10 protein-coding genes are annotated in these 13,833 nt (G+C 63.1%); 3 read left to right on the forward strand and 7 right to left on the reverse strand.

All coding sequences use genetic code 11. From position 1 onward, the window contains the following. Window positions 1–19: 19 nt before the first annotated feature. From P9L99_21515 to P9L99_21540, 6 genes are all read right to left on the reverse strand, one after another. Entirely contained in the window at window positions 20–1,387 is a 1,368-nt protein-coding gene (locus P9L99_21515) for an FAD-binding protein (GenBank protein ID MDP8225954.1), read from the reverse strand. Between the two features lie 84 nt (window positions 1,388–1,471). Further along, the gene (locus tag P9L99_21520) at window positions 1,472–3,142 is read right to left on the reverse strand and encodes a methylmalonyl-CoA mutase family protein (protein ID MDP8225955.1); all 1,671 of its coding nucleotides are present in this window, start codon (window positions 3,140–3,142) and stop codon (window positions 1,472–1,474) included. Window positions 3,143–3,224: 82 nt separating this feature from the next. After that, a complete protein-coding gene (locus tag P9L99_21525; GenBank protein MDP8225956.1) occupies window positions 3,225–4,154 on the reverse strand; it encodes an SGNH/GDSL hydrolase family protein in 930 nt (309 codons plus the stop codon). Between the two features lie 93 nt (window positions 4,155–4,247). Next, entirely contained in the window at window positions 4,248–5,180 is a 933-nt protein-coding gene (locus P9L99_21530; GenBank protein MDP8225957.1) for an SGNH/GDSL hydrolase family protein, read from the reverse strand. Window positions 5,181–5,195: 15 nt separating this feature from the next. Then, a complete protein-coding gene (locus P9L99_21535; protein MDP8225958.1) occupies window positions 5,196–6,896 on the reverse strand; it encodes a hypothetical protein in 1,701 nt (566 codons plus the stop codon). Further along, window positions 6,893–7,414 (reverse strand): DciA family protein, encoded by a 522-nt coding sequence (locus P9L99_21540; GenBank protein MDP8225959.1) that lies wholly within the window; start codon window positions 7,412–7,414, stop codon window positions 6,893–6,895. The genes P9L99_21535 and P9L99_21540 overlap by 4 nt, the downstream gene beginning before the upstream one ends. 136 nt (window positions 7,415–7,550) lie before the next feature. Here P9L99_21540 and P9L99_21545 point away from each other — a divergent pair, with 136 nt between their 5' ends. After that, window positions 7,551–9,665, forward strand: a complete 2,115-nt coding sequence (locus tag P9L99_21545) for a chloride channel protein (protein ID MDP8225960.1) — start codon at window positions 7,551–7,553, stop codon at window positions 9,663–9,665. A gap of 67 nt (window positions 9,666–9,732) precedes the next feature. Then, entirely contained in the window at window positions 9,733–10,494 is a 762-nt protein-coding gene (locus P9L99_21550) for an isoprenylcysteine carboxylmethyltransferase family protein (GenBank protein MDP8225961.1), read from the forward strand. Here the strand turns inward: P9L99_21550 and P9L99_21555 are convergent. Further along, window positions 10,484–11,248: a methyltransferase domain-containing protein gene (locus P9L99_21555; protein MDP8225962.1), complete on the reverse strand. Its 765-nt coding sequence runs from the start codon at window positions 11,246–11,248 to the stop codon at window positions 10,484–10,486. The two genes, P9L99_21550 and P9L99_21555, sit on opposite strands and share 11 nt — an antisense overlap. 402 nt (window positions 11,249–11,650) lie before the next feature. Between P9L99_21555 and P9L99_21560 the strand changes: the two genes are divergently transcribed. Then, a complete protein-coding gene (locus P9L99_21560) occupies window positions 11,651–13,819 on the forward strand; it encodes an integrin alpha (protein ID MDP8225963.1) in 2,169 nt (722 codons plus the stop codon). The last annotated feature ends 14 nt before the right edge of the window (window positions 13,820–13,833 follow it).

The raw sequence follows: 13,833 nt of genomic DNA on the forward strand, positions 1-13,833 counted from the left end.
CGCGATTCGCAAATAAAGGTCAGGGCAGAAGTTGGTTGGCGCGGCGCTTCCAGCGGTAAAACGATTCGTAATCCCAGCGCTCGGGGAAACGCCGCCAGTGTGCCTCGCAAGCGAACGACCGCCACGTCTTACTCAGAAACCCGATCGCCGTGCGCGGCGCTTGCGTGATGCCGAACAGACGCCCCGGCACGGACTCGGCGCTGATGCGCAGGGGCTTCGCGGTAAGCGTTTTCTCCATATCTTCGGTTTGCATGACCCCGTGGCGCATCAGGGGTTCGCTTTGCTCCATGGGATCGAGCTTCTCGAGAATGCGCCGATTGGCGTCGTAGCTGGCCAACACCGCGCCGCGACCGCGCTGATAGGCTGCCAACCAGGGCCACAGCGCTTCCGTCGTCGCCGGACGGCCGCTACGCAATATGCGCGATAATTGCAGCGCGAGGCCGTGCCCGGCCAGCATCCCGGACGTCACTCCGCTGGCGTGAAGCGGCACGACCATGCGGCCGGCGTCGCCGATGGTGGCAAAACCGTCGGCCACCAGGCGCGCCCCGGCCCGTCGTATGGGAATCGTATTCGACCCGCGGGTGATTTCCTTCGTGAGGAAATCGCAACGCACGGCGAGGTTGTCGATCATCATCGCGGCCGTCGGCGGCGCGTTTTCCTCTTTGACTCCCACCAAAAGAAAGGCGTGCCGATTTTTCAGTGATACGAATACCGAGTGGGTGCTGTACGAACCGTTTTGCCCGACCTGGTGCATCGTGATGTCGTCGAGAACCAATCCGGCGTCCACCGCCGCGCGCGCTTTGTCCACGTCGATCTTGTACATGCGCGACTCGGCCAGCACGTGATCGGTGGGCCGGTCGACAAAATCCATGCCCCAATGGGCCGGAAGCTGCCGCGTGAGCACGGCGTCAATGCCGGTGGCGTCGATTACCATCTGGGCCTGAAGTTTGCTTCGCCTACCCTTCGGACTACGCACCACGACGCCGGTCACGCGCTCGCCTTCGATGATCGGCTCCTCGACCCGCCAACCGAACTTCACTTGCGCGCCGGCATCGCGCGCGTAACCGGCTAGCCTGCGCACCATGGGCTGCAAATACACCGCGTACATGGCGTGGCCGTTGAACCGCATAACTTCTACGCCGCCGGGCGAAAATATCCGCGCGCCCTTTTGCACGAAGGCAATTTCATCGGGCGGCGGCTCGGGCACGGCGCAGGCGGCGAAGGTCGCTTTGTCCAGCTCGATCACGCAGGGGTTGCCGAATTCCTTTTCGGGTGCGGCCTCCAGCAGCAGCACCGACAGGCCGACGCGGGCGCACGAGAATGCCGCGATGGCTCCGGCCGGGCCGGCGCCGACGATGATGACCTGCGGGTCGGGTTTCTTGGGCATGGCGTTCCTCCGCTTGGCGAGGCTGTTCGATTCGCCGCATCCGATTCGACAAAATGGTGTATCAGGTTCCGCTGTGGGGCGCAATTACACGACGATCACTTCCTGGTAGCGGCCCCAGAGGACGACCAACGTGTTGACGATTTCACCGAGAGAGGCGTAGGCCTCGACGGCTTCCAGGATCGGCGGCATGAGATTCTCGCCGCTCTTGGCGGCGGCGTCGATTTTGGCCAGGGCAACATCGACGGCGGCCTGGTCGCGCTTGGCTTTCACCTTTTCCAGGTGCGCAACCTGCTCCGGTTCCACCGCCGGATCGACACGCAGCAGGTCCTCAAGCGGCTTCTCTTCCTGCTTGTATTTGTTGAGGCCGACGATGATGCGCTCGTCCCGATTGACTTCCTTTTCCCACTCGTACGCCTTGTCCTGGATCTCGCGCTGCGGGTACCCCTTCATGATCGCCCGGACCATGCCGCCCAGCCCGTCGATCGTCTCGATGTACGCCGCAGCCCCGCTCTCGATCTGCTCCGTCATCGCCTCGATGGCATACGCGCCGCCGAGCGGGTCGATAATATCCGCCGCGCCCGATTCCTCGGCGATGATCTGCTGCGTGCGCAACGCGATGGTCACCGCCTGCTCGCTGGGCAGCGCCAGCGCCTCGTCGAAGCTGTTGGTGTGCAGGCTTTGCGTGCCGCCGAGCACCGAGGCCAACGCCTGCAGCGTGACGCGCACGACGTTGTTGAGCGGCTGCTGGGCGGTGAGCATCGACCCGGCGGTCTGGGTGTGGAAGCGCACCATCATGCTCTTGGGATTTTTCGCGCCGAAGCGCTCTTTCATGATCCGCGCCCACAAGCGGCGGGCCGCGCGGAACTTGGCCACCTCTTCCAGGAAGTTGTTGTGCACGTTGAAAAAGAAGCTGAGCCGCCCGGCGAAAGCGTCCACGTCGAGCCCCGTCTTGATGGCGGCGTCCACGTAGGCGATGCCGTCGGCCAAGGTGAAGGCGACTTCCTGCACGGCGCTGCTGCCCGCTTCGCGGATGTGATATCCGCTGATGCTGATCGTGTTCCACTTCGGCACATGCTGCGAGCAATATTCGAAGATGTCGGCAACGATGCGCATCGAGGGTTCGGGCGGGAAGATATACGTGCCGCGCGCCATGTATTCCTTGAGCACGTCGTTTTGGATGGTGCCGCGCAGGTTCTCGACCGGCACGCCCTGCTTTTTGCCCACGGCGATGTACATGGCCAGCAGCACCGCGGCGGGCGCGTTGATCGTCATCGACGTGCTGACCTTCGCCAGCGGAATGCCGTCGAGCAATTGCTCCAGGTCGGCCAAAGTGTCGATGGCCACGCCGGTTTTACCGACCTCGCCGCGCGCCATGGGATCGTCGGAGTCGTAGCCCATTTGCGTGGGCAGATCGAAGGCGGTGGACAGGCCGGTTTGTCCCTGCTGGAGCAAAAACTTGAAGCGTTCGTTGGTCAGCTTGGCCGAACCGAAACCGGAGTACTGGCGCATCGTCCAGAAACGCCCGCGGTACATCGTGGGTTGAACCCCGCGCGTGAAGGGATACACGCCGGGATAACCGCTGTCGCGCAGGTAATCCTGCCCGGCGGTGTCGTCCGGTGTGAACATCCGTTTCATCTCGATTTCGCTGGTCGTCGCGAAGTGTTCGCGTCGTTCGGGAAAGCGTTCAAGGGTTTTGGCAACGGTCGTTTCCTGCCACCGTTTCTTCGCTTCGCGGATTTTGTCGAGATCGGACATGGCGGGCCCCTTTTTGCCTGACGGAAGTGAAGTACCCGACAAATCTAGCCTTGCCCGAAAGCCGGTGCAAGGTGATCGGGACCTACTCGATCCATCCCTCGCGCGTGATGCGCTCGGAGAGGCGCACGGCGATCAGCGAGTGGCCCAGGGGCGTGGGGTGTTCGTGGTCGAAGATCAACTCACGCGGCGGGCGACTCTGCTCCCGGAAGGCGTCCAGCGTGCGAACGACCGGCGCCGTAAAGCGGTAGCCGACGCCGTCTAAGTCGGAAGTGATCCCGGCCCGCTCGGCCATCAGGTACTCGACCAGCAGCAACCGCGCGCCCAGCGCTTCGCACGCCGCCTGCAGCGCGGTGATGTCGTCGTTTTGCTCCAAATACGTTGCCGGGGGCGAGGGACGATGCATCGCGCGCACCGCATGGTTCAACACCAAAAACGCCTTGCTGCGAAACAGGTACGGATGCAGGCGTTCCAGCGAGGGGGCGACCGACTGCCCGGAACCCCGCATCCACAAGGCCGCCTCCTGCCCGGTGCCGTAGTAGAGAACCAAATCCGGCTCGTAGGCCGCCAGGTTCTCGGTCAGATGCGCGGTCGCCTGCCGCGTGCCGTAACCGACGACGCCCGCGTTGAGCACCTCGACCCGGTCGGCGCCGTAGCGCTCCTTGAGCAAGGCATCAAGCTTGGCGCTGAACGTCGATTCGGGCCGAACCAGCGCGCCCCACACGCACGAGTCGCCGATCGCGACGACACGAAACAGCCCCGGCGGTTTGCCCGGCGCCACGTCGCTGCGGCCGCGGAACAGTTGCTGCTCGTCCCACGCCCACCCGATTTTCCGGTCGGCGACCAAATCCTGTTCGCGGAATTCCCGAAGTTGGGGGCCATCAGCCCGGCTAACCACAACATGCAGGCCCACGCGCGCCGCAATCTCCAGCAAGGCGAAAAAGGCGCAGACGGCGATCGCCGCGAAGAGCAGCTTTTTCGGCAGGTTTCGACGTAGGCGCAACAAACTTCGCACAAGATTCTCCGCCAACCCGGCGGTGGCCGGGGAAGGTTCCAGGGTTGGGGGAAAGACTAAACCGCGCCGCCGCGCCGCGCAAACCGCCGGGGCTCAGCGGACCAAGTCACGCCTGGTGATTTCGGTGAAAAGGCGCGAGGCGATCAGCGTGTGCCCGGCGGGCGTGGGATGCACGTGGTCGTACATCAGCTCGTCGAGCGGGCGCCCTTGCTCGCGAAAGGCGTCCAAGGTCCGCACGACCGGCACATTGAATTGCAGGCCGGCGCCCGCGATGTCCGAAGTCAGCCCGCCGCGCTCCACCAGCAGATACTCCACGAGTACTAAGTCCGCGCCGAGCGTGCGACACAGAGATTCCAACTCCGCGAGGTCGTCATTCTGCGGCAGCCAGGTATCGGGCTTGCGCCGTGCGGTCAAACGGCGGACGGCATGGGCCGTCACCAAAAACAGCTTGCTGCGCAGCAGGTAGGGAGACAGCGGTTCGAGCCCCGGCAGTCGTGAATGCCGCGCGCCCTGCAGGCGCGCTTCGGCGTTGGAACCGGTGCCGTAATAGATCACCAGATCCGGCCGGTACGGCGCGAGTGTTTCCCGCAAATGCGTGATGACCTGCCGCGTCCCGTACCCGACGACGCCCGCGTTGAGCACCTCGACCCGCCCCCGGCCGAAGCGATCGCGCAGCAGCCGGCCCAGCTTGGCCGAAAACGTCGCCGGCGGCGGTACCATCGCGCCCCACACGCACGAATCGCCGACGGTGATGATACGAAACAGGCCGGGGTGCGGCCCCTCTTCGACGTTCACGCCGCCGCGAAACAACATCGGCTCGTTCCACGCCCACCCCGTGTCTTGCGTCGGCACGAGGTCCGCCTCCCGAAACTCCCACAACCGCGATCCGTAGGTGTGATGCAGGTAGAGATGGAGGCCCAGCCGCGCCGCGCCCTCGGCCAGCACGAAAAAGATCACGACCGCGGCCAACACGAACCACGGACGGCGATGCAGCGAACGGCGCAATAGTGGTATGCGGGGCGTCAACAGAATGCTCCCGGTTTACATCGGCATGCGCCCCGTATGCGGGTGCATACGCAGCATGATCCCTTCGACGAACCACCCGGCCGTGGCCGGTTCGGCCGGACGCCATTTCGCGCGATCGTCGAGCCAAGTGCGGATCGTCGCCTCGTCGGCCAATGCCAGCGGCGGCGGTCCCCTGCGATCCTGGTTCAGAATGTCCTGCGCGATTTCCGCCTGCGCGATCACCAGACTCGTCAGGTCCACAAAGTGCTCGTGCGCAGCGTCCAGGCCGATGATCTGCCGCCGATCGTACAGCGGGAGGCGGGCGAACTTCCCGACGGCCTGCCCGCTGGGTGCGACGCTTTCGCGCAGCGCCAGCCAACCGTCCACCAGCATGCGAAAACGCACCTGGCGCGTCTCGACACCGTGATAGTAAGCCGACAAAAACGCCGCCTCGACCAGGTCGGTCGTGTTCGCCTGCGCGAGCACAACAATGTCGGTTCCGTCGGCAACCGCGGCGATCAGGCCCGATAGATCCTGGCCCATGCGCTGGATATTTCGCGCCCGCTCGGCGCGTTGCTGCACGATCCACGCGGTCTGCGGTATCAACACGACGGCCACGAGTATCGCCAGTACGATACGTGTCCGCCGCAGTTCGGGACGCGGCCAAAGGTCGGCGATCCAGAGCGCAAAAAAAGCGAGCGCCGGGTAGAACGCCGCCCAAGCCGTCGCGGGGGCATCGTGCCGCAGGGGCTGCAACGTCAACAGCGCGGGCAGCAGCGAGGCCAATATGATCGCCGGCCATACGAGAACCGAGGGGCGACGGCGCGCGCGAATAACGGTAATCGTGGCCACGGCCGCCAAGGGAATCGCCACCAACAGCGGCGTCAGCCAGCGCGAGCCGAGGGAAAGGTCGCCGAGCGCGGGCCACGCCAGGGCGCGCAACAACCAACCGGTCGCTTCGGCCAGTTGCCGCGGTTGCCACGCCAGTAAAAGCTGCCAGGAAAGGAACATATCCGGCACGGCGCGCGCGACGATGTAGGTTGCTCCGACGCCGATGCCGACGGCCACCGGCGGCTCCAGCCGCCTCAGCCATCCCACCTTTTCCAAATTGCGCGGCGCCAGGAACGAGACCAACAAAACGGCCGGCACCACGAGCAAGCCCGACGCGTCGAAGATCGAGGCCAGCACCGCGAACAACGTCACAGCCACCACCGGCATGAAGCGTCCTTCGCGGAGCACAACCATCGTGTACGCGACCGCGCTCAGCACGCAGAACATCGCCAGCATGCCGCCAAAAGGCGTGATTCCAGAAACGGTTCCCGCCGCCAGCGGGTGCAGGCCCACGAGCAACGCGGCCACCGCGGCCGTGCGGCGGTTGGGTCGCCATTGGTAGGCCACCAACGCCGTTAGCCCCATGATAAACAGATGCAGTAGCAGCGCCGCCAAGAGTTGCGGAGCCGGAGAGTCTCCCAATACGGCAAACAAGATCGCGTGCACCAACAACGTCACCGGGGAAGCCAGACCGATTGCTCGCTGCAGTTCCGGACCGCCGAGGGCGGGCGCGATGCCCAGCCGGGCAAATCCCAAGTCGCCCAACAGACGCGCACTGCCGGCAATCACGTAATCGGCGGCATCACGAAAACCGAACGCAGCCAGCGGCGAGAGCAGCAGCAGAGGGACGATGATCAAAAACAGCGCCGTCGCCAGCTTGCGGCGGGAGATGCCGGGCGGGCTCACTCTTCGTTCTCCTCACGCCGTTTTTGCAGGCGGCGGCCATTGGCCCACACCCGGGCCATTAATTGGCGCAATTCGGGTTGGCCCGCGAGTTTCGTGCGTCCCAGGGCGTCGTCGATATCGGCCGTTTCCACCTCCACGTCGCTTAAGGGCGGCTTGCTCGGACGCGGGCGCAGGGGCGCATCGATGGGACCGATGACAAAATGCAGCTTGTGAATGCCGCAGTGGCCGGCAACCTGCTCGATTTTTTCCAGAATCATGTCGTAGTGCTGCCGCAGGTCGCCCGCCCACATGGCGTCGACGACGCGGACAAAGAGCTTGCTGCCGGCAATGCGCTGCGGTTGGCTGACCTCCGCGTACCGCCGCCCGACAATGTCGATCCACCGCGAGAAGACGAGCGAGCGATCCAGGTCCGGCAGGCGTAGCTCGCCCGACAACCGTTGCAGCAGCCCGAGGCTGTCGATCGTCTTGCCGACCCGGCGCTTTCGCTTCGCTTTGTTTCGTTTGTTTGCGGCGGCCATCCCTTCTCCTCGCCCCTATCATGCGTTGCCCCGCACGCCGGGTAAAGGCCGCGCCCCCCCTGCCCCCTTGCGGCTGCGGCGTCGGAGGAGTAACTTTTGCGCCCGTTGAACCAGAACCGTCTTTAGGACAGGTGGCATGTCGAATTTCTGGTCCTCCATACGAGAGCACGCCCAGCGCATCCTCGAGCGCGGTCGCGGCAATGAGGACAGCTATCTGCTCGTCGTGGCGACGCTTATCGGCGTGGGCGGCGGCCTGGGCGCAATCGGCTTCCGCAACCTGATCTACTACTTCCAAAAAGGCTTTTTACTCTACGCCTCGGCGCTTCACTGGCTCGTCGCGCGCGAATGGGTGACCTACGTTACGCTGTGGGACATCCCCTTCTGGACCAAGTTTCTCATCCCGGCCACCGGCGGTTTGATCGTCGGGCCGCTGATCTACTTCTTCGCCCGCGAAGCCAAAGGACACGGCGTGCCCGAGGTGATGGCCGCCGTCGCACTACAACGCGGTCATATCCGCAAGCGGCTGGTGATTTTCAAGGCCCTCGCGTCCGCCCTGACCATTGCCAGCGGCGGCTCGGCGGGGCGTGAAGGCCCGATCGTCCACATCGGCAGCGCCTGGGGCAGCACCATCGGCCAATTGTTCCGAGTAAGCCCCCAGCGGATGAAGATCTTCGTCGGGTGCGGCGCCGCGGCCGGCATCGCGGCCACGTTCAACGCGCCGATAGCCGGTATGTTCTTTTCCTTGGAAATCATTTTGGGCGACTTCGCCGTGGGCACCTTGTCGGCGGTGGCCATCAGCTCGGTCATCGCCACGGTGGTGGCGCGCGCCTTCGAGGGCGACAACCTGGCACTCGTGCTGCCGCGCGTATTTTCGCTGTCGAGCCCGTGGGAGATATTCACCTACCTGGGCCTCGGCGTCGCGGCGGGCATCACGGCGGTAGCGTTCACCGCGACGCTGTCCAAGGCCGAAGACATTTTCGACAAAGTGAAACTGCCCCCGTGGTTCAAGCCGGTGGTCGGCGGCATGCTCGTGGGACTGATCGGCGTGTGGTTCCCGCAAGTGTTCGGTGTGGGCTACGACTCCATCGACGCCGTGTTCGCCGGCGAACTGGCGCTGGGCTTCATGGCGCTTCTTGTGCTGGCGAAAATCCTGGCCACGAGTCTGACGCTCGGCGGCGGCATGAGCGGCGGAATCTTCGCGCCGTCACTACTGATCGGCTGCCTGCTGGGCGCGTCGTACGGCGGCGTGGTGCACAGCTTGCTGCCGGGAGTAACCGCGCCGGCAGGGGCGTATGCGTTGGTGGGCATGGCGGGCGTGGTGGCCGCGGCAACCAACGCACCGATCACGGCGATGCTGATCCTCTTTGAGATGACCGGCAATTACCAGATTATCCTCGCGCTGATTCTCACCTGCGCCGTGTCGAACATCATCGCCCGTGCGCTGATGCGTGACTCCATTTACACCATCCGCCACACGAAAAACGGCATCAACATTCACGGCGGCCGCGAGCAATCCATCCTGCAAGGCCTGCAGGTGCGCGACATCATGAAGACCGACCACGAGCCGATTCCTCGCTGGCTGCCCTTTGACGCCGTGGTCAAGGTGGTGCTCAGCCGCGACGAAACCGACTTCTTCGTCACCGACGAGGAAGGGCGCCTCGTGGGCGACATCAACCTGCACATCATCAAAGACGTCCTCACCGATCAGGGCCTGAGCTCGCTGGTGCTGGCCGACGATTTGATGCTCTCCAACGTCGTCTCGATCACGCCGAATACGAACCTGGCCGACGCCATGAAACTGATGAGCCACCGCCATGTCGATGTGATTCCCGTCGTGCAGAGCGCCTCGGACCAAACCTTCCTCGGCGTGCTCTACCGCTCGGACCTCATCGACGCCTACAACCGCGAGATCCTGCGCCAAAGCGCCCTGGGCGTGCGTTACATGCGCAGCGACCAACAAGCCACACGTGAACAGCAACTGGCCATGTCCGACGTAGTGGAGGTCGAGCGCGGTCAGATCACGCAGGAAATCACGGTGAGCAGGTCGCTGGCCGGACGCTCACTCGCCGACCTGAACATTCGCACGCGTTTCCGCGTCAATGTCGTGGCCATGCGCGACGCCGACGACCCCGGCGGAATGCACCCCCACGTTCCCGACCCCACCATCCGCCTGTACCCGGGACAGGTCCTGGTGTGCGTCGGCACGCCCGAAAATCTGGCCGCCTTCCAGCACGTCGTCGAAAAAGAATAGCCCGCCGCAGAATTGACATCGCCCGCCGGGCCACCATGTTTTGGCAACGGCCTGCGGGGGAACGTTGATGACCGAAACACACCACGAACAAGGCAGCGTGTTGAGCACGGCGTACGCCTACGCCGGGGCGTTGTTGTTTGCGGCAGTCGTTGTTTGGGCGGCGTTATTCATCAGCGACCGCTGGTTGCCGGTCACGCTTAATCGCGGTCCGGAACGGCCGGGGTGGTTGGCGATGCTGATCAACCTGGGCTTGCTGGCACTTTTCGTAGTGCAACACACGGTGATGGCCCGTTCGTCCTACAAGCGTTGGACGCGGCGTTTTCTGCCCAGGCCTTATGTGCGCAGTACGTTTGTGATGGTCTCGGTGCTCGTTTTGGCGGCGCTGTTCCTTTTCTGGTCGCCGCTGCCGGCGACAATCTGGAAACTCGAGCATCCGGCCGCCCGGGGCGTCATGCACGCACTTTCGGCGCTCAGTGGTCTGCTCGTACTGCTGTCGATTCGCACCGTCGACGCCGGGCACTTGATCGGCCTGCCGCAATCGCGCGGCAAGCGCCTGGGCGACCACACGCCGGAACTGGTCGTGAAAGGCGTCTACAAGGTTCTTCGCCACCCGATGATGGCCGGGCTGATCGTCGCGCTTTGGGCGACGCCGCACCTGACGGCGGGCCGGGCGCTGCTGGCCGCGGGCTTCACGGCGTACATCTTCCTGGGCATCCACTTCGAGGAACGTGACCTGGTCCAAGCATTCGGCGACGACTACCGCCGCTACCGCTCCCGCGTCGGCGCGTTGCTGCCGCGCCGCCGGCCGGCGCGTGATACTACTGCTTGACCATCACCACGTGGATGTTCGGATCCGACAGTTGAATGACGGTTTGCTTCTCGATTTTTAGGCCGTTTTCCAGAAAATTCGCCGACCGCTCGGGTGCCACGGTTTCGGGATCGCCCGGCATGAGGTTAACGAAGCCGTGCAGCTTGCCGCCCGGCCGCAGCGCGCGGCAAAGCGTGCGGATACAATCCTTCGTGTCGGAGTTTTGCCCGGTGCTGCCGGATTGTGTCGCGGAAAACATAGTGGGGATCGACAGCAAAATCGCCACGTCAATCGATTCAGAGTCGAGTTTCACGTCGGCGGATTCCGACCGCAACGCTTTCACCTTGTCGGCGTCCGGGTACTTCATTGCCGCCAGTGTGTATTCCATTAAATCGAGCCCCGGCCCGTTGACGTCGACGGCGTAGAGCTTGCCGAACGGCCGCTTGCTTTCCAGCAGCAGGAACTCGAGCACGCCGGTTCCCGCGCCGATATCGGCCACGACCGCATCCGGCGGCAGGTCGATCGCCTTTAGAACCGCAACCATGTGGGGATAGTACCCGGTGAAACCAACGCCCGCCGCGGCCATGCCGTCCACTTGTGCTTTGGCTGCCGCAATCGCCGCCGGTTGCTGCGACTCGGCGGTTGCCAACGATCGTGGGAACACAAACCCGGGGGGCGCTTGGCTCGCAGGCTGCTCTGCCGCTGTGCAGGCCGACATGCCGCCAAGCGCGAGGATCATGATGAGAATTAACAAACCGTATTTCGCACGTTTCACGTGGGGCTCCAACTTGAATCGGATGACGATCATACAAGATTTTTCGAATTTCCATAGTCAGCAGGCCCCCCTTCCTGAAGGCGTCAGCGCGAAGGTTTATTCTTGGAGCGATTTGGTGTTGGCCTCGAGAAACTTCGCCGCGGACCGGTCCCGAAGGGGGCGGGCGCTGTGCCTCATCGAGATGGAAGGTCTGCGCAACAAGATCTCTCACTACCACGGCGTGAAGCTCTTCGAAGAGCCGAGAATATCGCCGCGGAAACCGGATGTGTCACAATTTCTCAAACGGTGTATGATTAGAAACAACTACTTCTTTGATTTTAGTGCCGGGAAGACGCCCACTAAATCATCAGTCTGGAATGTTTCGAGCAACATCGCGTTCGATTGATTTTTTGGAGGAGAGAAATGCAAGCACGCCGACTTTTCAAGCAACCTTTCCATGTTATGTTAATTGTCCTGACCGCTGCGATCCCATTTTTTCTTTCCTATGATGTCGGGTTCGCGGCCCAGGGCCAAGACGCACTCCACTCCACCGTCGACTACCCACCGGGTGCCGACCCGAGTCTTCCTTCCGTTCCCAACTGGATTGCCGAATCCGGCCTTGAAATGGCTGCTTTTGGGTATAGCGTCTCGTCCGCCGGCGACGTGAACAACGACGGATTCGACGACGTCATTATAGGGGCGGCGATGTATTCGAACGGCCAAGCTAGCGAAGGCGCCGCATACGTTTTTCATGGGTCCGCGTCGGGGTTGTCGGTGGCGGCTAACTGGATGTTCGAGTCCGACGTGGAATCCGCGATGTTGGGCATCAGCGTCTCGTCCGCCGGCGACGTGAACGGCGACGGCTACGACGACGTCATTGTGGGAGCCGAACGCTACACGAACGGGCAAACCGATGAAGGTGCGGCATACGTTTTTCACGGTTCGGCCTCCGGGCTGTCGGCGACCCCCTCCTGGTTCGTTGAATCCGACACCGAGGCTTCCCATTACGGCGCCAGCGTCTCGGCCGCCGGCGATGTCAACGGCGACGGTTACGATGACGTCATCGTCGGTGCCTATGAGTACGATGACACCGAGGTCAATGAGGGCGCCGCTTACGTCTATTTCGGCTCGGCCGCGGGGCTCTCAGCCACGGCGGATTGGATGGCGCAATCGGGTGTCTGTGGCTGCTATTTCGGCTCCAGTGTTGCTGGAGCCGGCGACATAAACACCGACGGCTACGACGACGTATTCGTCGGTGCGCCCTATTACGGAACGAACGACACGGGCGCGGTCTACGGGTTCTACGGTTCGGCGGCGGGTCCGTCCGCGGTCCCTGACTGGTTCCAGGAATCCGGCGACGACTCGGCACATTTCGGCAATTGCGTGTCCGGGGCGGGAGACGTCAACAATGACGGTTACCAAGACGTCATCATCGGGGCGGAGGGTTTCACCAACGGCCAAGACGAAGAGGGCTGCGTCTACGTGTACCATGGCTCATCCTCCGGCCTTTCAACGACCGTGGCCTGGGTCACTGAATCGGACTTCCGAGACGAGCATTACGGCATAAGCGTGTCCACTGCCGGAGATGTAGACGGGGACGGGTATGACGACGTCGTGGTGGGAACCGGTCCCTTCCCTTCGTCGATCAGTTTTGCCTACCTTTTCCAAGGTTCGCCGGTCGGTCTGGCTGAGACGCCATCATGGATGGAGCGCTCGGTTCGTTCAACCGACCTGTTCGGAGTGTCCGTCGCAACTGCCGGCGACGTCAACGGCGACAACAAGAGTGACATCATCGTGGGCTCACCGTTTTACACACTCGATCTGACATTCGAGGGGCGCGCGTACGCGTTTTACGGCCAGTGTCCGCAATGCTCCGCAAGCGAAGATTGTTACGTCACCGGCGAACCGCACCCCGATACGCCTTGCCTGATTTGCGGCGGCCAAGACTGGGAATACAACAACGGCGAATCCTGTGACGACGGCGTCGCCTGCACCGACGGCGACACCTGCACCGACGGCGCCTGCGCCGGAACCCCCGACGACGCCAACTGCGACGACAGCGTTGCCTGCACCGATGACACCTGCGACGCCCAGACCGATTGCCGCAACGTTCCTAACGACGCCAACTGCGACGACGGCGTCGGCTGCACCGACGATTTCTGCCACCTGACTCGCGATTGCATTATCGTGCCCGACGACACGGTTTGCGACAACGGCGACTTCTGCGATGGCGCGGAATTCTGCGACACGACCAATGACTGCCAAGGCGGGACCGCCCCTTGCCCCGACGACGGCGCTTTTTGTACCGGCGTCGAGTCATGCAACGAAAATGACGACCAGTGCTTGCAGTCAGGCAACCCGTGCGGGGAGGACGAAATCTGCAACGAGGACACCGACACCTGCGACCCGCAGGGTACCGATGATGACGACGACGACACCACACCCATCGACGATGATGACGACGACGATGATGACAACGATGACGATGATGACGACGACGATGATGATGATGACAACGATGATGATGACAACGATGATGATGATGATGACGATGATGACGATGACAACAGCGATGGTAGCTGCTGCGGTTGATCTATAGGAGCTTT

The organism is Candidatus Lernaella stagnicola (assembly GCA_030765525.1).
GTDB classification, from domain to species: Bacteria; Lernaellota; Lernaellaia; order Lernaellales; family Lernaellaceae; genus Lernaella; species Lernaella stagnicola.

Bases quoted from the DNA above. Each gene is read 5' to 3' on its own strand.
- P9L99_21560 (MDP8225963.1), top strand. From the start codon at position 11,651: ATGCAAGCACGCCGACTTTTCAAGCAACCTTTCCATGTTATGTTAATT.
- P9L99_21515 (MDP8225954.1), bottom strand. From the start codon at position 1,387: ATGCCCAAGAAACCCGACCCGCAGGTCATCATCGTCGGCGCCGGCCCG.
- P9L99_21550 (MDP8225961.1), top strand. From the start codon at position 9,733: ATGACCGAAACACACCACGAACAAGGCAGCGTGTTGAGCACGGCGTAC.
- P9L99_21520 (MDP8225955.1), bottom strand. From the start codon at position 3,142: ATGTCCGATCTCGACAAAATCCGCGAAGCGAAGAAACGGTGGCAGGAA.
- P9L99_21545 (MDP8225960.1), top strand. From the start codon at position 7,551: ATGTCGAATTTCTGGTCCTCCATACGAGAGCACGCCCAGCGCATCCTC.
- P9L99_21540 (MDP8225959.1), bottom strand. From the start codon at position 7,414: ATGGCCGCCGCAAACAAACGAAACAAAGCGAAGCGAAAGCGCCGGGTC.